This is a genomic window from Achromobacter sp. JUb104 (assembly GCF_024806975.1).
In the GTDB taxonomy this organism is placed as follows: domain Bacteria; phylum Pseudomonadota; class Gammaproteobacteria; order Burkholderiales; family Burkholderiaceae_B; genus Achromobacter; species Achromobacter spanius.
Window position 1 is genome coordinate 477783 of record NZ_JANUEY010000002.1, and the last position, 19946, is coordinate 497728.

The window sequence follows — 19946 nt, forward strand, 5'->3', positions numbered from 1 at the left end:
CCCGCGCCACCATGACCAGCGCCCGCGATCTTGTCTATGCGGAACTTCGCCGCCGGCTGATGTCGGGCGTGTTCCTGCCCGGCGAACGGCTGCGCGAAGAACACATCGCGGCCGAGCTTGCCGTCAGCCGCACACCGGTGCGCAGCGCCATCGAACGGCTGGTTGCCGATGGCCTGGTCAAGCGCGAAGGCCGGCGCGGCGCCGAAGTTTTAGGCTGGGTGGATCGCGACATCAACGAAGCGTTCGAACTGCGCTTGCTGCTGGAGCCCTACGCCGCGCGCAGCGCCGCCGAACGCGCCACGCCCGAACAGATCGACCAGCTTGAAGAGATCAACCAGCGCATGCTGGACGCGGTGCTGTCGGACGACGCCGACAAGGTGGCGCGGGTGCAGCACTGCAACAACCTTTTCCACCATGCGTTGCTGGACGCGGCGCAGTCCGCGCGCGTGCGCAACATGGTGGAGAACCTGCTGGACATGCCGATCATCATCGGCTCGTTCTACTTCTACACGCAGGACGATATGCTGCGCAGCGTGGAACACCACCGGCAGATCATCGCGGCCTTGCGCGCGCGGGACGCGGCTTGCGCCGAGATTGCCATGCGGTTTCACCTGACGGCCACGCACCTGCTGTTTCGCAGCCAGCGCAAGCCGCCGACGGACACTTAGTCGTGTCCACGTATTTCTCGTAGTTCACGTCTTCGTCTTCGTCTTCGTATTCCGCGCATTAAGCCAATTGCTTTGCGCCGACTCCTTTCCTGAAGTCCTCTATGTATTCGCCCCAGATTCTTGTTGCCCTGTTCGTGCTGCTGCTTGCCGTGGCCATTCCGCTTGTGACCATCGTGGTGCAGTTGTTCCGGCTGGCGCAGTGGGCGTCACAAGGCGACCCGACCACGCGCGGCGAGCCTCCGCGCTTCACGGGGCCGGTGCTAGCGCTGTTGTTCAGCGCGCTGGCCGCCAGCGATTTCACGGGGATTGAACCGCTGCGCAGCATTGCCGAACACAACCCGGTGCCGCTGGCCGCGCGCGCCTACTTCACGGTGGCCATGCTGGTGCTGGCGGTACTGTCGTGGGCTTACGGCGGCGCGGTGATGGACCGGCTGCTGCGCAGGTTGGGGCTGAAGCGGGACTGAAGCCCAGGCCTTCACCCGCTTATTGATCAGAGCCCAGCGCTTACGGCTTCCAGCCCTGCGCCTTCATCCGCGCGTCGATCCACGAGGTGTCCAACGTGCCGGCGGCAATCTGCGCCATCATCCGCGCCTCCACTTCCATCTTGGCCGTCGCCGCTGCATAGATCGCGTCCACCTGCTCATACGGCACGCACAGCAGGCCGTCTTCATCGCCCAGGATCAAGTCGCCCGGCGTGATCGTCATGCCGTCCAGCGCAATCACCGTATTGATCTCGCCCGGGCCGTCCTTGTAGGGGCCGCGATGCGTGACGCCCGCCGCGTACACCGGCAACGAACCCCGGCGAATGGCGCCGCAATCGCGGATGGCGCCGTTGATCACAATGCCTGCCAGGCCGCGCGTTTGCGCGTAGGTCGTCATGATTTCACCGATGATGGCGTTGGTGAGGTCACCGCCCGCATCCACCACCACCACGTCGCCCGGCTGGGCCAGTTCCAGCGCCTTGTGCACCAGCAGGTTGTCGCCGGGACGCGTGCGCACCGTCAGCGCGGGGCCGGCCAGCACAGTGCCGTCGTGCATGGGACGCAGACGCGCCCCGCCCGCCGTCATGCGCCACATGCAATCGCTGATATTGGCGACGGGAATGGGGCGGAATTCCTCTACCACTTCGCTGCTGACCGCACGCGCGCGCGGGTGGATGTCAAAGCCGATCATGGGGTGCTCCTGTTGCTGTCGATGTGGGGGGTCATTGCTTCGGAATGCCGGCTTCCTGCACGACCTTGCCGAACACGTCGTGGTCGGCGCGATGGCGCTTGGCCAGGTCGGCGGGCGTGCCGGCCATGACGCTGTAGCCGGCGTCTTCCAGCTTCTTCACCAGTTCCGGCTTGGCCTGCGATGCGTTCAGCGCCTTGTTCAGCGTGGCCACCACATCGTCGGGCGTCTTGCCCGGCGCCATCAGCCCCCACCAGATGGTCTGGTTGATGGACTTGAAGCCGCTTTCAGCAAAGGTGGGCACGTCGGGCAAGGCGGGCGAACGGGCGTCCGCCACCACGGCCAGCGCGCGCACCTTGCCGCCACGGATCTGCGGCAACAGCGACGCGACGGATCCCGTGTAGAGGTCGATGCGGCCGCTGGCCAGATCGGGAAACGCTTGCGACCAGCCGCGATACGGCACGTGCATCAGTTCCATGCCGGCCGCCTTGCGCCACAGATGGCCGATCAAATCACCGCTGCCGCCGATGCCGGGAATGCCCAGCGACACCTGGCCGGGGCGCGCCTTGGCGGCCTTCACCACGTCATCCAGCGTCTTGTACGGCGAATCGGGCACCACCACGAACACGCTGGGTGACGAGGCCACCAAGCCCACCGGCTTGAAGTCCTTGAAGGTGTCGTAGCTGAGCTTGTTGTAGAGCCACGGGTTCAGCACGATGTTGTCCGTCTGCGCCATGACCAGCGTGTGGCCGTCCGGCTTGGCGCGCGCGGTGGCGTCCAGCGCCAGGTTGCCACCCGCGCCCGGCTTGTTTTCCACCACGATGTTCCAGCCGGTGTCCTCTGCGATGGCCGTGCCGATCATGCGGGTCAGCGTGTCGGTGCCGCCGCCTGGGGGAAAGGGCGAGATCAGCGTGATCGGGGCCGAGCCCATGTCGGCGGCGCCGGCCGCGGCCGACGAAACGAGCAGCGTGGTGGCCACCAGCAGTTTTTTCAGGGACGTCATTGTCTTCCTCACTATTTTGTATGGATGGTTCGGGCGGCCCTCTTTGGGGCCGGTCCTTGAATCTTGGATCGATCGCGCCGCGTGGGCGGCGCGGGTTAAAAGCGCGGGTCAGGAGCGCGGGTCAAAAGCGCGAGTCAGAAGCGCGGGTCAGAAGCCCGGAACAGCAGCCCCGATCAGGACGTCCGCGCAAGCGGCGTCAGCCAGGCCAGCCGCGCTTCGACGGAATCCGGCACGTTGAACGTGCCGGCCTCGCGCGCCGCTTCGATGCCCTGGGTGGTGCGCGCGAAAAGGCGTTCCACGCCGTCCAGCACCAAGGGCTGCAAGCCCGCTTCCACCAGTTGTTCACGAGCCTCGCGCACCTCGGCCAGGCGGCGCGGCGCGTGCAGCACGTGCGAACGCACGAAGGAATCCACAAAGGTGGTGAGCGGCGTGCGGTCCATGTCGGACAACACCTCGTACAAGGAAGCCCGCAGGCCCATGCTTTCAGCGGCCACCATGCATTCAACGGCCAGGCTTTCCATGCCCTTGGTCATGATGCTGCGCAACAGCTTCAGCCGAACCGCGTCGCCCGCCTGCCCGGCGATGGCCTGGGCCGGCGCGCCGCATCCGGCGGTGAACGCCACGACCGCTTCGGCGCCCGTTCCGGCGCAGAGCAAGGGCGTGCGTGCGCCCAGCAGCGCGATGGCGCCCATGATGGCCACGTCGGTGAAAGGAATACCCGCCGACGCGGCAACGTCGGCCGCCGCGCGCATGTCCGCCGCGCTGGCGGTGGTGAAGTCGGCATAGGCTGCGTCCTGGCGCAGATGCGGCAGAGCCTGCCTGGCGACCTCAAGCGCGGCGTGCCCGAACACGGCCGAGACCACCATGTCCGCCTCTTGCAGCCAGGCGCCCGGTTCCGCGTACAGCGCGCTGCCGAACGACTGCGCGCGCGCCTGCATATGGGCGTCTTGCCGCAATTCGCAGATGCCCACGATCCGATGTCCGCCCGCCAGCCAGGCCTCGGCATAGCAACTGCCCACTTCCCCACAACCAATCAGCGCAATTTTCATCATCGTAAATACATTAAAAATACATAAAGCGTTATAGCGCAGGGAAAAGGCGGGAATATACCCCGGGCAAACCCTTGGTTTTGCCGCGAGTAGATACATTAAAAGTACAAAACGGGCGCCAGCACGGGGGTAGGCAATTGCTGGTAGTCTTGCCCCAGCCGCGCGGCTCCCTGCCGCGCCCGCCTTCCCTTATTCAAGCGAGACAATCCCCATGACCCACCCCCTGTACGACGCCTCCGTTCCCGTCATCAAGCAGATGCTGTCCGCCCTGTCCGACGTGCTGAAGAAGGCCGAAGCGCACGCCACCGCCAAGAACATCGACGCGGCCGCCTACCTGGGCGCGCGTCTGTACCCGGACATGTTCCCGCTGTCGCGCCAGGTGCAGATCGCCACCGACTTCGCCCGTGGCATCACGTCGCGCCTGACCAGCACCGAGGTGCCGTCCTGGCCCGAGGGCGAGGCCACGTTTGCCGACCTGCAAGCCTTGATCGCCAAGACGCTGGCGCACGTCGGCGCGTTCACGCCGGAACAATTCGCGCAAAGCGCCTCGCTGGAAATCGTGCTGCGTCCGGGCACGCCCAAGGAAAAGAAGCTGTCAGGCAGCGCCTACCTGCTGCACTACGGCCTGCCGCAGTTCTTCTTCCACGTCACCACGTCCTACGCGATCCTGCGCCACAACGGCATCGAAGTCGGCAAGCGCGACTACATGGGTACGTACTAAGTTGGTTTAACCGGTAAGCCCGCCCTCGCCCGTCAGGCGGGGGCCGACATCGTTGACGCTTTCCCTTGGCCTGCACTAATTTCGCGTGACGCAACGTTGCGTGATGCAGGCAGGCCCCGACAGGAGAGCCCGGATGATGGCGACAACCGTTCTGATAGTGGGTGCAGGCCCCGCCGGCCTGCTCACGGCCGCCGAGCTGCAACGGCGCGGCGTTGACTGCCTGCTGATCGACGCGCACGAACGCCCGCTGGATTGGGACCGCGCCACCGTGGTCCACCCTCGCTCTATCGAAATCCTGGACGCGCTCGGCCTCGCCGCGCCGCTGCTGGCGGCTGGCGTCAAGCAACGGCGCGCGCGCATCCATGCCGCCGGCCAAGTGTTGGGCGACATCGACCTGGCGCTTTGCGGCAGCCGCTACCCCTTCAATATCGGCATCTCGGAAGAAGTCACCGAGTCCCTCCTGACCGAGCATCTGCAGGCGCTGGGCGGCAGCGTCACGCGCGCCACCACGCTGGTCGGCTTGCAAGAGCGCCCCGACGGCGTGCTGGCCACGCTGGAACACGCCGGCATCCAGTCCGAGGTCGTCGCGCAGTGGGTGGTGGGCTGCGACGGGCATCACAGCACCGTGCGCGGCTTGATGGGAATTGGGCAAGACGGCCACGACATCCATCAGCCCTGGGCCGTGTTCGACGCCGCCATCAGCGGCTGGCCGGATTCGTTCGAGGCCAACTACGCCTATCTGGATCCCACGCCCGTGATACTTACCGCCCTGCCGGGGCGCCGCTGGCGGGTGTACCTGCGGCCCAGCTCGCCGCAATCGGACCTGGTGGCCGACGCGCTGGCCACCTTGCAGGGCTACCTGCCCGACGCACGCTTTGAAGACGTGACGCATCCCACGCGCTTTGACTGCCACACCAAGGTGGCGCAGCGCTTTCGCCATGGCCGCATCCTGCTGGCGGGCGACGCCGCGCACACGTGCAGCCCCGCGCAGGGCCACGGCATGAACAGCGGCCTGCAAGACGCCTACAACCTGGGCTGGAAGCTGGCGCTGGTCTGCCAGGGGCATTGCCCGGACGCCTTGCTCGACAGCTATCACGCCGAGCGGCGGCCGGTGGCGGACCACGTCATGGCCTCCGGCGATGCCGCCGAAAGCGCCCAGATGATGTCGGACCCCGCCGCCCGGCAGGAACGCGACGCCGCCATCCGCGGCGCCTTGGCCGACCCTGCCACGCGCCATCACGAAGCCGTGGCCGAAGCCGAGCTGGACATCGATTACGCCGATTCCCCCATCGTCATGGGCGAGCCCCGGCACGCCGTATGGCCCGGGCAGCGCCTACCCGACCATCTCTCCATCGAATACGCGACGGGCGGCGCGGGCAAGCTGCATGACTACGCCAAGCGCCTGGGCCACACCGCGCTGCTGATCGGGGGCAGCGCCACCCCGCAGGAAGAATTGGCGCAAACGCGGCGCGACATGGCGCCGCTGTCGGACGGCGCCATCATCGAAATCGTGGTTGCCTTGACGGCCAACGCCGAGGTGTCCGGCGTGGACGCCTACCTGGCGCCTGAAGCCGCCGAGCTGCTGGACGTGAACCGCATGGTGCTGCTGGTGGTGCGCGCGGACGGCCACGTCGGGCTGCGCGCCGACCACGCCCATGCAGAAGCCTTGTCGGCTTACGTGGACCGCTTGCGCAGCCCGGGTTTTCCCTGATCGAATCGATGTCGATTCTGGTGTCGTCTGTTCGTCGTATCAGTACGACCCACTCACTTCAAAGGCGAACACACCATGACTACCGGCACCGTAACTTTCCACCGCGTTCTGCGCGCCACCCCCGACCGCGTGTACCGCGCCTTCCTTGAGGCCGACGCCGTCGCCAAATGGCTGCCCCCCTACGGCTTTGTCTGCCAGGTCCATCAACTGGACGCCAAGGTGGGCGGCATCTACAAGATGTCATTCCGCAATTTCGGGTCGAACCAGATCCACGCCTTCGGCGGCGAATACCTGGAGCTGGTTCCCTCGGAAAAGCTGCGCTATTCCGACCGCTTCGACGACCCCAACATGCCCGGCGAAATGATCACCACGGTGACCTTGCGCAAGGTCAGTTGCGGCACCGAAATCGCCATCGAGCAAAGCGGCATCCCCGCCGCTATTCCCACCGAAATGTGCTACCTGGGCTGGCAGGAATCGCTGATGCAGTTGGCGACACTGGTGGAACCGGACGTGTCGGAGTAAGCCCCAAGACCCCGGAAGGGGAACCGCAACGCGCTATGACCCGCGGCCGCCCTGGAACACCATGGCCGGCCGTACCGCATCGCAGCCCCCTTCCCACTCTTTGCGCATCCGACCCAGGAAGTCGCCGTCGATACGATGTTTTTCGTCGTGCAGCACCTCTTGCATGGCGGTGGCGATTCGGTCGATGACGGCTTCCGGCTGCGCGACGCCGCACACCGTGCGGCCAAACTGCAGCAGCGCCTTACGGGTCGGATACTCCCGTTTCTTGTTCAGCTTCAGCGCCAAGGTGCGATCCGACAGGATGCGTCCGGATTGCGGGTCTTCAAAGTCGTACACGCTTGTGGTCACGACGTCGAACAACGGCGCCAAGGCAGCGGGCGCAGCGCCCGGGTGGCGATACAGCAGGCCGAAATTCTTCAAGTGCGCATCCCCATTGCGCACCAGGACCGATAGCGTCACGTAGTCGAAAAAGCGGGCAAGACTTTCGTTGCGGTTCGCGCCGCACAACAAGCCGATCAGTTGCGCAATCGTCTCGTAAGAGCTCAGGTACTTTTCGCGGGCGGTCTTGCGCAACAGTACCGCCATGTCTTCAAACCCCAGTTGCTGGCCGCCATCCAGGTCAAAGCGGCGCATCACAAATAGCGACCCGTCATCCGACAGCCAGAAGTCCGGCACCCGGATGCCCGCTTTTTTCGCGGCGCTCATACACAGGAACTCGTTCTGCGCCAGAAAGGCATAGTCTTCACCGGCGGCTTTCACGATGAGATCAGGCGTGAACGTGGTCGACTTGTCGATGATGGCCTGTCCCGCCACGCCCTCCGCATCCGGCATCAGGACTTTGGGCTGGAAGCCGGAGATTCCGGACGTGAGATAAGCGCTGACCAAATGGTCGAAGAGTTCAACGCTGGCCCCGCTGGCCAATAGCGTCGACAACCCGACCTCGGGGCGCAGCGGCGGCATCTCGCGCCCGGGTTCGCGGTATCGCAATCTGCCGATCTGGTTGCTGCCCGTCAGCGCCAGCAAGCGCATATCGTCCAGCGTGACCGCTTTGCCAAAGCGCTCCCAGAGCTTTTCGTACAGATAGCCCTCGGGGCGATTCATCGCAAAAATGGGCGGCAATGCGGTGTCGGCATAGCTTTCGGCGCGATGCGGCATGATCAACGACACCTCGCGGTCCTGCTCGGGGTGGGTGTAGTTGAAGACGAATCTGGATTCTTTTTCCAGCAAGCCCGACTCGCCTTGCGGGGTGCTGATCTCCAAACGCTTGATCTTGTCGGCCTTACTCATCGTCCAGGCGCTCCACGTCGTCGTAGTTGATGCCCGCAGTGTCGATGCGTAGCCCCATGTTCAGGGCAGCAAGCGCTCGCATGATGGCATGCAGGCCGACGTTTTCGCCTTTCTCGATCTGAATGATGAGTTGGCGCGGCACACCCGCGCGCTCGGCTAGCGCAGCCTGGCTGAGCTTGCGCTGCTTGCGTTCACGCTGAAAATTCGCGCCGAACTGCGCGGGGAAAACGGCGGTGGAAAAGTACGGCATAAGCGACATTCCTGGGCCGTAGCGGCCGGATGATGGCTATACCGTACACCTAGTGAGGGTAAAAATGTACGATAAAACAGACTTTTTGATGTTTTTTTAATTAAATGTCTGATATTTCGTACATATTTACCCGTTATGGCGGGCGACTACCCGCCCCTACTTCCGCCGCCCCGCCTCAACCTGGATCTTCAATTCCACTTCCGGCTTGAAGCCCATGTCCAGCCCGAAGTCCAGGCCGAAGTCCTTGCGGTTGAATTCCGTGGACACGTCCGCGCCGCAGACCTCGCGCTTTTCCATGGGGTGGTTGATGCACTTGAAGTCGTCGATGTCCAGCTTCACCCGGCGCGTGACGCCGCGCAGCGTCAGGTCACCGGTGGCTTCTTCGGGGCGGTCGCCGTCGAACTTGGTGAAGGTGCCCTTGAACGTGGCGGTGGGGTAGCGGGCGGCGTCGAAGATGTCGGGCGCGACCGCGTGCTTGTTCATTTCATCGTGGCCGAAGTCCACTGAATTAATGTCCACGGTGACTTCCACGGTGCCGGTGCGGGCCTGGCGGTCCAGCACCACCACGCCCTGCGACTTATTGAATTTGCCGCGCCACGTGGACACGCCGCCGAAGTGATCGGCTTCGAAGCTGGGATAGGTGTGCGAGGGGTCGATGTCGTAGGTGACCGGCGCGGCCGCGGCGGACAGCGACAGGGCCAGCGCGCTTGCGCCCAGCAGGGTCGGGATCAGCTTCATCAAGTCTCCTTGTGGTGAATACACCGGTGAACAAGCCCGTGCGCGGGTGGGGCCTTTGCACGGACTGCGAATCAGACAGACTATTCCGCGTAGCCAGGGTTCCGGCGGTCCAGCCGGCGCAGCAGGCCCGGCCAGGCCAGCGACGCCTTGTAGGCGCGGTCGGCGGGGGATTCGACGGCGGCGCGCGCCAGCACCTCGGGCGGAATGAAGACCAATTCGCCGCCCCCCGCCTGCGCCCGCACTTGCGCCATGCAGGCGGCTTCCAGGCGGTGCATGGCCTGGAACGCTTCGGCCATGGTCTGGCCGACGGTCAACAGGCCGTGGTTACGCAGGATCAGGTAGTTGTTGCTGCCCAGGTCGTGCACCAGGCGCGGTTGCTCTTCGGGGTTCAGCGCCAGGCCTTCGTAGTCGTGATAGCTCAGCGAACGCAGCGCAATGAAGGCGAACTGCGACAAGGGCAACAAGCCCGCCTTCTGCGCGGACACGGCCACGCCGTTTATGGAATGCGTGTGCAGCACGCACATCGCGTCCTTGCGGGCTGCATGGATACAGCTATGGATGGTGAAGCCGGCGGGGTTGATGTCGTATTCCGAATCCATCACCTTGTTGCCGTGCAGGTCGATCTTGACCAAGCTCGACGCGGTGATCTCGTCGAACATCATGCCGTAGGGGTTGATCAGGAAATGCTCGGTGCCGGGCACCTTGGCGGTGATGTGCGTGAAGATCAGGTCGTCCCACCCGAATAGCGCCACCAGCCGGTACAAGGCCGCCAGGTCGGTGCGCACCTGCCATTCCGTTGCGCTGACCTGTTCGCGCACGCTGGCGCCCACGCTGTTGCCTTGCTTGCTTACCGTATCCATCCCGTCTCCTGTTTTCATTGTGAGTCTTCGTGGCGATGTCGCCACGGGTCCGCTGAACACTGTATTAGTTTTGAATCGATTCGGCATCGGGGCCGAGGCGGCGTCGTCCGTCTGATGCAAACAATTTTCCTGGCTAGTGCCCACCATCCGCCCTGCCGCCGGGCTTTTCGCTTGCATAATAAAGGCCGCCCCCTCGCCCGGAGACCCGCCATGCCCCAAGGCCCCCACCGCCGCCTGCCGGCATTTTTCCAGTCGCACCTGGAATCGCTGTCTGGCGTAGGCCTGCTGCTGGGCACCCTGTTCTTCGCGGCCTCGCTCACCCCCACGCTGGTTCCCCGCACCCACCTGACTCAGGGCGTGCTGGCGGGCGCCTGCCTTGCGGCGGGTTATGGGCTGGGCGTGTTGTGGCATTGGCTGTGGGCGTATCTGGAACTGCCCGAACCCCGGGGCCGCGCGGCGCGCATCATCAACGCGGCGATCACGGTGGCTTGCCTGGCCGTGCTGGTGCTGTTCCTGTGGCGCGCGGCCCATTGGCAGAACACCATTCGCGCGCTGATGGACATGGAGCCCGTGACCAGCGCGCACCCCTTCAAAGTCAGCGCGATCGCCTTGCTGACCTTTGCCGTGCTGCTGGGGCTGGGCCGGCTATTCAAGCTGGTGACGCGCGCGCTGGCCGCGCAGGTGCGCCGCGTGGTGCCCCGGCGCGTGGCCAACGTGGCGGGCGCGGTCATTGCCATCGTGATCTTCTGGTCGCTGGCCAATAACGTGCTGTTTCGCGCGGCGCTGCACGTGCTGGATGCGTCGTTTCGTGAGTTTGACGCGCTGCTGGAACCCGATCGCCCCCAGCCCACCGCACCGGGCAAGACAGGCGGACCCGAGTCTCTGATCAGTTGGCAGCAACTGGGCCGGGCCGGCCGGGAATTCATCGCCTCGGGCCCCAGCGCTGACGAGATCCGCGCCCAGACCGGGCGTGACGCCCTGGAACCGATTCGCGTCTACGTGGGCCTGCCCGGCGCCGACTCGCCCGCGGCCCGCGCCAAGCTGGCGCTGGCGGAAATGAAACGGGTGGGCGCTTTCGAGCGATCCACGCTGGTGGTGGTGACGCCCACCGGCACGGGCTGGATCGACCCCGCCGCGATGGACTCGCTGGAATACCTGCTGCATGGCGACGTGGCCAGCGTGGCCTTGCAGTATTCCTACCTGTCCAGCCCGCTGTCGCTATTGGCCCAGCCCGAATACGGGTCGGAGGCGGCGCGCGCGCTGTTCGCCGAGGTCTACGGCTACTGGACCACCCTGCCCAAGGCCAGCCGGCCCAAGCTGTACCTGCATGGCTTGAGCCTGGGCGCCATGAATTCCGCGCGCTCGGCCGAGCTTTTCGAGATGATCGGCGACCCCATCCAGGGCGCGCTCTGGAGCGGTCCGCCCTTTGAAAGCCGCGTGTGGCGCCACATTACCGACGCCCGCAACCCCGGGTCGCCCGCCTGGCTGCCGGAATTTCGTGACGGCGCGTTCGTGCGCTTCATGAACCAGCACGGCTCGCCCGTACCGGCCGACACGCCTTGGGGACCGATGCGCATCGTGTTCCTGCAATACGCCAGCGACGCCATTACCTTCTTCGACTTCCGCGACCTGTACCGCCGCCCCGCCTGGATGTACCCGCCCTACGGCCCCGACGTGTCGCCTGAACTACGCTGGGTGCCGGTGGTGACCATGCTGCAACTGGCGCTGGACATGTCCGTCAGCACCGAGACGCCCATCGGCTTTGGCCACGTCTACGCGCCGCAGCACTATGTGGACGCCTGGCTGGCCGTGACGGGCGCGCCGGACTGGGCCCCGGACGCGCTGGCCAGCCTGAAGCGCCACCTGATTGCGCGCGCCCAAGCCGCCATGGACGACAGCGACGGCGGGCAAGCGGCGTACGAAAATCGCGGGGGATAAGGCAACCCGACATGCCCGACTTGTTGACTTCAATATTCCGCAGCGGCGCCGCGCTGCGCAGCCGCAGCGTCAGCGCGCGTGTGCTGACCGCCACCCTGGATGTGCCTGTTCCACCGCCACGGCTCGTGGCAGATTGGCAACGCGAGATCACGACCCGCCTGATGCTGGACGCGGGCGATGTCGAGCAGATGCCCCTGGCGCGCACGCAGGCGCGCTGGCCCGAGGCTGCCCGCTGCGTCCAGGCCATGCAGGACTGGACGCGCGCGCAGGGCTGGCAGGACGTGCTGGCGCACAGCGACATGGCCTTGATGGCCTGCCGGGGCGCGCGCTACCACCACGACGGCGGGCAATATGGCGGCGCGGCCTTCTGCAATCTTTTCCTGAGCGAAGACAAGGGGCTGGACGTGCATTTCCCTGGCACCGGCCATCGCATCCCTCTGGTGCGCGGCACCGCGCTGGTCTTCGACACCTGCCAGCCCCACGCCGTGGTCCCGCGCAATGGCAGCCGCTTTGATGAAGCCGATTTTCCGGCGGACCAGGACTTGTCGCTGTTGTTCCTGAGCTGGGAACTGCCCATCGACACCCCCGCCGTGGCGCAAACGCTGGGCATCACCTTCGACATCGCCCCGCAGGCCGCCGCGCGCTGCGATGACGAGCAGGTCTGGGTGAATGGCGCGCGCGCCGAGCTTGATCCGGCATGTGGGCAGTGGCGGGGGTAAGGGTCGTATTCGGTGACGCATGTGCGTGCCGGCAACGTCCCCTGTTTCCATTTCATGGTGATGCCACCGCCGTGGGCTACGTGTCAGCCGCCGCCGCTATACTTTTCCCCACCCGGTGTTTCCGCCCGGCTTTTCAAACCCCAAGTTATTTGCCGCGCAGCGCCCTCGCTGCGCCTTTTTATGCCCGCCTTGATGGACATGCTGCGCCCGCTATGCCGGGCGTTTTGCCGCACTGCCTCCCTCCGCACTGCCGCCCCCGCCGCCGCTCTTCTTGCCGCCTTGGCCATGGCCTTGGCGGGCGCCCCGGCACGGGCCGCCCCACCCACGCTGGCCCAATGCAACGGCATCAAGGACCTGGCTTTCGTCGCCCACCTGGACGATGACCTGCTGTTCATGAACCCCGACATTGCCTCCAACGTCGAGGCGGGCGGCTGCGTGCGCGTCATCTACCTGACCGCCAGCGACGCCGGCGAAGGCGAGCCCTACATGCTGGGCCGGGAACGCGGCGTGCGCGCGGCCTACGCCTACATGGCGCACAAGCCCGACGTCTGGAAAGCGGACACGGGCATTGCCGCCGGCCGCCAGATTGCGCGCTTTACCTTGCAGGACAATCCGCGCGTGCAGTTGTGGCACATGCGCCTGAAGGACCCGTGGCTGGGCAAGGGCTGGGGCAGCCTGACGCCGCTTAGCCGCACGGAATCCGAGCCCGGCCAGAACGTCGATACGCTGGGCCCCTATTCCGAGACTTACACGCGCGAACAGTTGGTCGACACCCTGGCCGAATTGATCCGCCAATATGCGCCCACCACCGTGCGCCACCTGGACGACACCATCGTCGTGCCCTATACCCAGTTGTGCTGGCGCTGCGCGGGCCATGGCCACCCGGACCACATCGCCAGCGCAAGGCTGGCGCGCGAGGCCATGCTGCGCGTGCCCGGCAACTACGCCGAAACCGGCTATATCGACTACCCCAGCCAGGAACGCGCCACCAACCTGACCGACTCCGAAATCGCCAGCAAGTCGGTGATCTTTCAGCACTACGCCTGGAACGACTACCACTATTGCGCCGGCCCCAGCGGCTGCAAGGAACCCGCCGGCCCGGCCGCCGCCTGGGTGCAACGCGCCTATTACGTGTCGCGCCAGGACATCGCGCCGCAGTTGTACCCGGATGGGCGCGGCGGGCTGGTGGTGTTTGCCGCGGGTGAAACCAATGCCGCCGTCAACCGCTGGGACTCCGGCCAACGCCGCTGGCAAAGCCTGGGCGGGCGCACCACCGGCCCGGTGGTCTCGTTCGCGCACGCCGACGGCACGGCCGGCCTGATGGCGCGCGACCCGCTGGGCGGCGTGTGGGCCAACAAGCAACGCCACGACGGCACCTGGCAGGGCTGGCAAGCGCTGGGCGGCCTGCGCGTGACGCAGATTCCGGCCGTTGCGCCGCGTGGCGAAGCCGCCGCCGTGGCGCTGGGCTATGACGGGCTGCTGCACTGGATTGCGCCGTCCGGCATCGACGGCAGTTGGGGCACCTGGCAGGCCCTGCCGGCGCTGGACGGCGCCACCGGGGCACCGGCCGCCGCGCGTGGGGCGGATGGCCGCTACGTGGTCTTCGCCAACACCGCCGAGGGCAAGCTTTTCTACACCCGCCAACTGCCGGCCGACCCCGGCAAGCAACCCGCCTGGCAGCCCTGGCGCCCCGTCACCGCGCCGGTCGCGGCAGGCGGCCTGGCCGCCATCCGCAACCAGGAAGACCGCGTTGAACTCTATTTCCGCGAGCGTGGCAGCAACCATCTGACCAAGCTGGTGGAAACCGGTGACACCACCGACCTGAACATGGACTGGAACGCCCCCACCGACCTGGGCCTGCCCTTCATCGGACGCCCCGCCATCCAGGCCGACGCGCGCGGCAACGTGATGCTGGCGCTCTTGGAACGCTCGGGCGGCCCGCTCTGGCTGGTCGAACGCGGCATCCCCATCAAGCTGGACGCCGACGCCGCCTCGCCCCCCGCGCTCAACATCATCGACGGCACGGTCTACGTCGTGGCCCGCAGCGCGGGCGGTCCGCAACGTTATCAAGTGCTGTCACGCCGCAACGGCGCCTGGGCGGAACGCCTGACGCTGGACGGTGTGCCGGGCAGCGGCGGCGGCCCCTTCGCCACGATGGCGGCCCGCCCGGCCGACCTGCCTAATCTGGGTGCGAATGCGGCAAACCAAACCGTCGTGGTCCGCCCATCGGGCAGCGACACCGGCACGCTGACGGTGGAACGCATGCCGACCCAGGCATCACGACCCGCCACGCCGACGGCGGGCGGCGCCATGTCGAAGGGCATGGCGGCAAGCGCCACCAAGCAGGGCGCCACTACCTCGGGCGCCCCTAAGCCGGGCGCCCCTCTGCCGGGCGCTTCAGCACGCACCGCCACGGTCACGCAGTAGTCACATACCGGTCACGCAGGGGTCTCGTCCCCTTGCGGCCCGCCCCCTGTACCGTCTTCCAACAGGTAACTGGCCAGCCCCTCCACTTCCCTGGCCACTTCCTGCCAAACCCAGCGGATCACGCCGATGGCCTGTTTCTCGGCCGGGTCGCACTCCGCGCAGCGCAAGGCGTCTTCAATGGCCTCGTCCAGCGCCTGTAGCGCCGTGTCCGGCAGCGGGCAGGGCCGCGCGTAGGCTTCGCTGCGCAGCGCGCTTGCCATGCAGCCGATGCGCTGGCGCAGGGCGTCAGCCACGTCGTGCAGCGCCGGCCCCAGTCGGTGGCAGGTGTGGGTGGACAAGGTAAAACTTCCCGCCCGTTCCATAAGCGGCGCCGTGCCCCACAGCCCCTCTACGTACTCATGCAGCCGGAAAACCGAGGCGCGCGAGATCACCAAGTCCAACGGAAACGAGCAGGCTTGCAAGGCCATGTCGCGGGCGCGCGAATGCGAGCGCGCCATGCCGGGCCATTCGTGCAACCGTGGACGCTGGCGCGCCTCGTTGAACGCCGCCGCCCAATCCATCAGCATGTCGCCATAGGCCTCGATGGACGCCGCCTGATTCAGGCGGGCGCTGCGCCGGGCCGACAGCGGCAGCACGGCCACCGCCGCCAGAATGCCCGAGGCCGAACCCACGCCGATGGCCAGCCCCTTGTCGATGGCTCCGCCCAGGATGTCGCCGTTGGGCGTGACGGTCAGTATGGTGACGGTAACCAAGCTGTAGCTCAGCATGGGCCAGCGAATCGACAGCACCGCGGCGGCGCCGACACCGGCCACGATGCTCCAGGTTTCGCTCACCCCCCATACGTCCGCCAGCAGCACCAGCGAGACGCCCAGCACCACGCCAAGCAGCGCCCCAAGCATGCGCGCCGATGCCTCGCCCACGGTGCCTTCCACGCTGGCGCGCACGACGAACAACGCAGAGAAAGCGCCCCACGAGATCTCCGGCATGCCGCGCCATCGCATCCATAAACAAGCGAGCAGCACGGCCGCCACGGTCTGCATGGGCAGCCGGAATGCGTCCTCTCCCATAAGGGCGCGGCAGCGGGCGGTAGTGGTCAGTAGTCGGGAAACCAGGGAGGGACGGTCGGCGTTGATCTGGGTGGGAACAGGGTGAGTCGGCACGGGAAAAATACAGGTCAGCGGATGCAGTTTTCATGTCTCAGCAAGCGCCGTGCCTTACGCGATCACATTGACATCCATCCCAAGTCCGTGAAATATCGACCACTCAATGGCACACGCCTTCTGCTGCTGTCGTTGATCTGCTTCATGTAGGCCCATTTGATCCGCCGGGTTAGGCAACACCGCAACACCCCGCGGTTGCTTCAACGATCTATCCACGGAGTGTTGAACATGGCGACACAGCAAGCTCTCTCATCCAGCCTGGCCGCGTTGCTCGTGGCGGCGGCGGCAGCGGTAAGCACTACCCCGGTCGCGGCGCAGGAAGCGCGTAAACCCAACATCATTCTTATCGTGTCCGACGACACCGGCTACGGCGACCTTGGCCCTTACGGCGGCGGCGCGGGCCGTGGCATGCCCACGCCCAACATCGACCGGCTGGCCAAGGAAGGCATGACCTTCTTTTCGTTTTACGCACAACCCAGTTGCACGCCGGGGCGCGCGGCCATGCAGACCGGCCGCATTCCCAACCGCAGCGGCATGACGACCGTTGCGTTCCAGGGCCAGGGCGGCGGCCTGCCGGCTGAGGAATGGACACTGGCCTCGGTGCTGAAAACCGGTGGCTACAAGACCTTCTTCACCGGCAAATGGCACTTGGGCGAAGCGGACTATTCGCTGCCCAACGCCCAGGGCTATGACGAAATGAAGTACGCGGGCCTGTATCACCTTAACGCCTACACCTATGCGGATCCCACCTGGTTCCCCGACATGGATCCAGAGCTGCGCGCCATGTTCCAGAAGGTCACGCGCGGCGCGCTGTCGGGCAACGCCGGCGAAAAGCCGCGCGAAGAATTCAAGGTCAATGGGCAGTATGTGGACACGCCCGTCATGAACGGCAAGGAAGGCGTGGTCGGCATTCCGTTCTTTGACCGCTACGTGGAAAAGGCCTCGCTGGACTACCTGGATCGCAACGCCAAGTCCGAACAGCCCTTCTTCATGAACATCAACTTCATGAAGGTCCACCAACCCAACATGCCGGACCCCGACTACATCGGCAAGTCGCTGTCGAAAAGCAAGTATGCCGATTCGGTCGTGGAACTGGATGCGCGCATCGGGCGCATCATGGACAAGGTGCGGGCGCTGGGCCTGGACAAGAACACGTTGGTCTTCTACACCACCGACAACGGTGCCTGGCAGGACGTATACCCCGACGCGGGCTACACCCCGTTTCGCGGTACCAAGGGCACCGTGCGCGAAGGCGGCAACCGCGTGCCGGCCATCGCGTGGATGCCCGGCAAGATTGAACCGGGCGCCAAAGATCACAGCATTGTGGGCGGGCTGGACCTGATGGCCACCTTCGCGGCCATGGCCGGCATCAAGCTGCCCGTCAACGACCGGGCCGACAAGCCCATCGTGTTCGACAGCTATGACATGTCGCCGGTGCTGTTCGGCACGGGCAAGTCAGCGCGCAAGGAGTGGTTCTATTTCACCGAAAACGAACTGTCGCCGGGCGCCATCCGGGTGCGCAACTACAAGGCCGTCTTCAATCTGCGGGGCGACAACGGCGTGAAAACGGGCGGCCTGGCGGTCGACACGAATCTGGGTTGGAAGGGGCCGGAGTCCTATGTGGCCGCCGTGCCGCAGGTGTTCGACTTGTGGGCCGACCCGCAGGAACGCTACGACATCTTCATGAGCAACGTCACCGAAAGAACGTGGACGCTGCCCACGATGAACGCGGCCGCGGCCGAACTCATGAAGACCTACGTGAAGTACCCGCCCCGCAAGGCGCAAAGCGAGGTCTATAACGGGCCGATCACGCTGTCGCAGTACGAGCGGTTCCAGTACATACGCGAGAGCCTGGCGCGCGACGGCTTTACCTTGCCGATGCCCTCGGGGAACTGATCGCACGCCGCGCAGCGGCGCCCGCGTTACGCCACGTGCGGCGCGGGCGCCAGGCGGCGCACGACTTGCAGCACATCGGCGGGCTCGGCCGGTTTGCGCAGGTAGGCCGCATGGCCTTCGCAAGCCGCGCACACCTCGTGTTCGGGCCGGCCGCTCAGCACCAGCACGGGCGTTTCGCTCAGGTAGGCGTTTTCGCGCATGGCGGTCAAGAGCGCGCCACCGTGCATGCCCGGCATGGAAAAGTCGGTGATCACCAAGTCCGGGCGCACCGCCAGCATTTGTTGCAACGCGGTCAGGCCGTCGGTGTGCGTCGTGACCTCGTAACCTTCGTCGCCAAGGAACTCGCTCAACAGCTCGATCAGCACGGGCTGATCGTCGACAACAAGAATTTTCGTCATGGTGTTCAATGCCACATGGCGCGGCGTTGGTATGTTTGGTCGCCCGGGGCCAGGTCGCCAGCGCCATCGTGGGGCGGCAGAACGGCAAGGGGCGGGAAAAGGCCTGCGTCGCTTCATGGGTTTCCGGCGCTTGCAAGCGTACGCGGAAAGCGCAGGACGGCGGGCGGTATAAGGCGGAATCCTAGGGCATGCGCGTCGTTCATGTAGGAAGGAATTGTATCGGGACGAAACGGCCTAGCCGACGCGCTGAAATCCCGTACCGGCTCATCAGGACACATCTATGGTTGGATCGCAGGTTCGAGTCACCCTGTCGTTGATCGCCCCGACGCTGGTGCTGATCTTCGGCATTACATTTGTTGGCATTTGGTGCGTCTACCGGCGTCGCACCTATCTCTTGCATCTGGCCACGGGCTGCGCGCTGTTCGCCGCGGGCGCGGTGAGCCAGATTCTGTATGTGCCGCGTGACTCGGGCGCCAATGCGCTGGTGTCCGGCATGCTGTACACGGTGGCCGTGTGCGCGGCCACACAAGGCATCTTGAACCGGGTAGGCCGGGGGTTGCCGTGGCGCGCCTATGCCGTGTTCTGCGCCGCCATCATGGTGGCGCTTTGGTACTTCTTCTACGTAGACCGCAACTTGCTGGTGCGCGTCTATGTGCTCAATATCGGCTTTGGCGGTTTGCTCTGCGTGGCCGCCTTGCGCATGCGGTCGGCGGCCACGGGCCGGCGGATCGACACCGCGCTGTTTGTCGTGCTACTGGCGTTCGGGCTGCATTTTTTTCCCCGCACCTTGTTGAGCATCGGCGCGCACGCGCCCAGCGGGCCGCTTGCTTTCGCCGATTCCCCGTTCTGGCAGTGGTTGCAGCTATCGCTTGCCGTGTTCAGCGTGGGGCTGGCGATTACGCTGTTGCTGGCGATTGCCGCAGACACCATCGAAGAGGTGCGGCATGAAGGCGAAAAAGACTGGTTGACCGGCTTGCTCAACCGCCGGGGCTTCGAAGCGCGCATGCGCCCCTACCAAAACGGCGGCCCAGACCCCGCCGCGCTGATCGTCTGCGACGTAGACCATTTCAAGCGCATCAATGATGTGTACGGGCATGACGGCGGCGACGCGGTGCTCAAGAACGTGGCGCGCGTGCTGGCGTTGTCCGTCCGCAAACGTGACCTGCTTGGCCGCATAGGCGGCGAGGAGTTCGCCGTTTATCTACCCGCCACCGACTTCCAGGAAGCCTTGCATTGCGCCGAACGATTGCGCGCCGCCGTGGCCGACACGGTGCGCGCCCCCGACCAGGCCACGCCGGTCACCATGAGCCTGGGCGTGGCCGCCGCCATCGGCACCGAAAACTGGGAATCCTTGTTCCGGCGCGCGGATGAAAACCTCTACGCCGCCAAGCGCGCGGGCCGCAACCAGGTCGCGGCTTGAGCCGCTACC

At 65.7% G+C, this 19946-nt stretch carries 19 protein-coding genes; 10 read left to right on the top strand and 9 right to left on the bottom strand.

Features of this window, described 5'->3' with window-relative positions; genetic code table 11:
- Positions 1 to 11: 11 nt before the first annotated feature.
- Together M2361_RS14145 and M2361_RS14150 are read left to right on the top strand one after the other, a co-directional pair.
- On the top strand, positions 12 to 668 hold the full coding sequence (locus M2361_RS14145; RefSeq protein ID WP_259249905.1) for a GntR family transcriptional regulator: 657 nt from the start codon (positions 12 to 14) through the stop codon (positions 666 to 668).
- Positions 669 to 769: 101 nt separating this feature from the next.
- Positions 770 to 1132 carry a hypothetical protein gene (locus M2361_RS14150; protein ID WP_100854642.1) on the top strand — a complete coding sequence of 121 codons (363 nt, stop codon included), beginning with the start codon at positions 770 to 772 and terminating at the stop codon, positions 1130 to 1132.
- 40 nt (positions 1133 to 1172) lie between these two features.
- On the opposite strand, the gene M2361_RS14155 is transcribed toward M2361_RS14150, so the two are convergent.
- From M2361_RS14155 to M2361_RS14165, 3 genes are all read right to left on the bottom strand, one after another.
- Positions 1173 to 1841, bottom strand: coding sequence for an RraA family protein (locus M2361_RS14155; RefSeq protein ID WP_259249906.1), 669 nt, complete (start codon positions 1839 to 1841; stop codon positions 1173 to 1175).
- Positions 1842 to 1872: 31 nt separating this feature from the next.
- Positions 1873 to 2841, bottom strand: coding sequence for a tripartite tricarboxylate transporter substrate binding protein (locus tag M2361_RS14160; RefSeq protein ID WP_259249907.1), 969 nt, complete (start codon positions 2839 to 2841; stop codon positions 1873 to 1875).
- 173 nt (positions 2842 to 3014) lie between these two features.
- Positions 3015 to 3893: an NAD(P)-dependent oxidoreductase gene (locus M2361_RS14165; RefSeq protein WP_259249908.1), complete on the bottom strand. Its 879-nt coding sequence runs from the start codon at positions 3891 to 3893 to the stop codon at positions 3015 to 3017.
- Between the two features lie 208 nt (positions 3894 to 4101).
- Here M2361_RS14165 and M2361_RS14170 point away from each other — a divergent pair, with 208 nt between their 5' ends.
- From M2361_RS14170 to M2361_RS14180, 3 genes are all read left to right on the top strand, one after another.
- Positions 4102 to 4611 carry a DUF1993 family protein gene (locus M2361_RS14170; protein WP_259249909.1) on the top strand — a complete coding sequence of 170 codons (510 nt, stop codon included), beginning with the start codon at positions 4102 to 4104 and terminating at the stop codon, positions 4609 to 4611.
- Positions 4612 to 4747: 136 nt separating this feature from the next.
- Positions 4748 to 6322: an FAD-dependent monooxygenase gene (locus M2361_RS14175; RefSeq protein ID WP_259249910.1), complete on the top strand. Its 1575-nt coding sequence runs from the start codon at positions 4748 to 4750 to the stop codon at positions 6320 to 6322.
- Positions 6323 to 6397: 75 nt separating this feature from the next.
- Entirely contained in the window at positions 6398 to 6844 is a 447-nt protein-coding gene (locus tag M2361_RS14180; protein ID WP_100854637.1) for an SRPBCC family protein, read from the top strand.
- Between the two features lie 33 nt (positions 6845 to 6877).
- Here M2361_RS14180 and M2361_RS14185 read toward each other — a convergent pair whose 3' ends face one another.
- The 4 genes from M2361_RS14185 to M2361_RS14200 form a co-directional block, all read right to left on the bottom strand.
- Positions 6878 to 8131 carry a type II toxin-antitoxin system HipA family toxin gene (locus tag M2361_RS14185; protein ID WP_259249911.1) on the bottom strand — a complete coding sequence of 418 codons (1254 nt, stop codon included), beginning with the start codon at positions 8129 to 8131 and terminating at the stop codon, positions 6878 to 6880.
- On the bottom strand, positions 8124 to 8381 hold the full coding sequence (locus M2361_RS14190; protein WP_050445445.1) for a helix-turn-helix domain-containing protein: 258 nt from the start codon (positions 8379 to 8381) through the stop codon (positions 8124 to 8126). The genes M2361_RS14185 and M2361_RS14190 overlap by 8 nt, the downstream gene beginning before the upstream one ends.
- A gap of 156 nt (positions 8382 to 8537) precedes the next feature.
- Positions 8538 to 9119, bottom strand: a complete 582-nt coding sequence (locus M2361_RS14195; RefSeq protein WP_259249914.1) for a YceI family protein — start codon at positions 9117 to 9119, stop codon at positions 8538 to 8540.
- A gap of 80 nt (positions 9120 to 9199) precedes the next feature.
- Entirely contained in the window at positions 9200 to 9979 is a 780-nt protein-coding gene (locus M2361_RS14200) for a class II aldolase/adducin family protein (RefSeq protein WP_259249917.1), read from the bottom strand.
- Positions 9980 to 10189: 210 nt separating this feature from the next.
- Between M2361_RS14200 and M2361_RS14205 the strand changes: the two genes are divergently transcribed.
- The 3 genes from M2361_RS14205 (at position 10190) to M2361_RS14215 (ending at position 15063) form a co-directional block, all read left to right on the top strand.
- Positions 10190 to 11917 carry an alpha/beta-hydrolase family protein gene (locus M2361_RS14205; protein WP_259249919.1) on the top strand — a complete coding sequence of 576 codons (1728 nt, stop codon included), beginning with the start codon at positions 10190 to 10192 and terminating at the stop codon, positions 11915 to 11917.
- Between the two features lie 11 nt (positions 11918 to 11928).
- On the top strand, positions 11929 to 12636 hold the full coding sequence (locus M2361_RS14210; protein WP_259249921.1) for a hypothetical protein: 708 nt from the start codon (positions 11929 to 11931) through the stop codon (positions 12634 to 12636).
- Between the two features lie 180 nt (positions 12637 to 12816).
- Positions 12817 to 15063 carry a PIG-L family deacetylase gene (locus tag M2361_RS14215; protein WP_404976366.1) on the top strand — a complete coding sequence of 749 codons (2247 nt, stop codon included), beginning with the start codon at positions 12817 to 12819 and terminating at the stop codon, positions 15061 to 15063.
- An 11-nt stretch (positions 15064 to 15074) separates the two neighbouring features.
- Here the strand turns inward: M2361_RS14215 and M2361_RS14220 are convergent, their stop codons facing one another.
- Positions 15075 to 16130, bottom strand: coding sequence for an FUSC family protein (locus M2361_RS14220; RefSeq protein WP_259249922.1), 1056 nt, complete (start codon positions 16128 to 16130; stop codon positions 15075 to 15077).
- A gap of 321 nt (positions 16131 to 16451) precedes the next feature.
- Here M2361_RS14220 and M2361_RS14225 point away from each other — a divergent pair, with 321 nt between their 5' ends.
- Entirely contained in the window at positions 16452 to 18119 is a 1668-nt protein-coding gene (locus tag M2361_RS14225; RefSeq protein WP_259249924.1) for an arylsulfatase, read from the top strand.
- A gap of 26 nt (positions 18120 to 18145) precedes the next feature.
- Here M2361_RS14225 and M2361_RS14230 read toward each other — a convergent pair whose 3' ends face one another.
- On the bottom strand, positions 18146 to 18517 hold the full coding sequence (locus M2361_RS14230) for a response regulator (protein WP_259249926.1): 372 nt from the start codon (positions 18515 to 18517) through the stop codon (positions 18146 to 18148).
- A gap of 280 nt (positions 18518 to 18797) precedes the next feature.
- Between M2361_RS14230 and M2361_RS14235 the strand changes: the two genes are divergently transcribed.
- Complete coding sequence (locus M2361_RS14235; protein ID WP_259249928.1) at positions 18798 to 19937, top strand: diguanylate cyclase; 1140 nt, start codon at positions 18798 to 18800, stop codon at positions 19935 to 19937.
- Positions 19938 to 19946: the final 9 nt, after the last annotated feature.

Excerpts from the sequence above, each read along its gene's own strand:
- M2361_RS14190 (WP_050445445.1), bottom strand. The coding sequence starts at position 8,381 with ATGCCGTACTTTTCCACCGCCGTTTTCCCCGCGCAGTTCGGCGCGAAT.
- M2361_RS14205 (WP_259249919.1), top strand. The coding sequence starts at position 10,190 with ATGCCCCAAGGCCCCCACCGCCGCCTGCCGGCATTTTTCCAGTCGCAC.
- M2361_RS14170 (WP_259249909.1), top strand. The coding sequence starts at position 4,102 with ATGACCCACCCCCTGTACGACGCCTCCGTTCCCGTCATCAAGCAGATG.
- M2361_RS14215 (WP_404976366.1), top strand. The coding sequence starts at position 12,817 with ATGCCCGCCTTGATGGACATGCTGCGCCCGCTATGCCGGGCGTTTTGC.
- M2361_RS14165 (WP_259249908.1), bottom strand. The coding sequence starts at position 3,893 with ATGATGAAAATTGCGCTGATTGGTTGTGGGGAAGTGGGCAGTTGCTAT.
- M2361_RS14230 (WP_259249926.1), bottom strand. The coding sequence starts at position 18,517 with ATGACGAAAATTCTTGTTGTCGACGATCAGCCCGTGCTGATCGAGCTG.
- M2361_RS14160 (WP_259249907.1), bottom strand. The coding sequence starts at position 2,841 with ATGACGTCCCTGAAAAAACTGCTGGTGGCCACCACGCTGCTCGTTTCG.
- M2361_RS14210 (WP_259249921.1), top strand. The coding sequence starts at position 11,929 with ATGCCCGACTTGTTGACTTCAATATTCCGCAGCGGCGCCGCGCTGCGC.
- M2361_RS14185 (WP_259249911.1), bottom strand. The coding sequence starts at position 8,131 with ATGAGTAAGGCCGACAAGATCAAGCGTTTGGAGATCAGCACCCCGCAA.
- M2361_RS14180 (WP_100854637.1), top strand. The coding sequence starts at position 6,398 with ATGACTACCGGCACCGTAACTTTCCACCGCGTTCTGCGCGCCACCCCC.
- M2361_RS14150 (WP_100854642.1), top strand. The coding sequence starts at position 770 with ATGTATTCGCCCCAGATTCTTGTTGCCCTGTTCGTGCTGCTGCTTGCC.
- M2361_RS14175 (WP_259249910.1), top strand. The coding sequence starts at position 4,748 with ATGGCGACAACCGTTCTGATAGTGGGTGCAGGCCCCGCCGGCCTGCTC.
- M2361_RS14200 (WP_259249917.1), bottom strand. The coding sequence starts at position 9,979 with ATGGATACGGTAAGCAAGCAAGGCAACAGCGTGGGCGCCAGCGTGCGC.
- M2361_RS14145 (WP_259249905.1), top strand. The coding sequence starts at position 12 with ATGACCAGCGCCCGCGATCTTGTCTATGCGGAACTTCGCCGCCGGCTG.
- M2361_RS14195 (WP_259249914.1), bottom strand. The coding sequence starts at position 9,119 with ATGAAGCTGATCCCGACCCTGCTGGGCGCAAGCGCGCTGGCCCTGTCG.
- M2361_RS14225 (WP_259249924.1), top strand. The coding sequence starts at position 16,452 with ATGGCGACACAGCAAGCTCTCTCATCCAGCCTGGCCGCGTTGCTCGTG.
- M2361_RS14220 (WP_259249922.1), bottom strand. The coding sequence starts at position 16,130 with ATGGGAGAGGACGCATTCCGGCTGCCCATGCAGACCGTGGCGGCCGTG.
- M2361_RS14235 (WP_259249928.1), top strand. The coding sequence starts at position 18,798 with ATGGTTGGATCGCAGGTTCGAGTCACCCTGTCGTTGATCGCCCCGACG.
- M2361_RS14155 (WP_259249906.1), bottom strand. The coding sequence starts at position 1,841 with ATGATCGGCTTTGACATCCACCCGCGCGCGCGTGCGGTCAGCAGCGAA.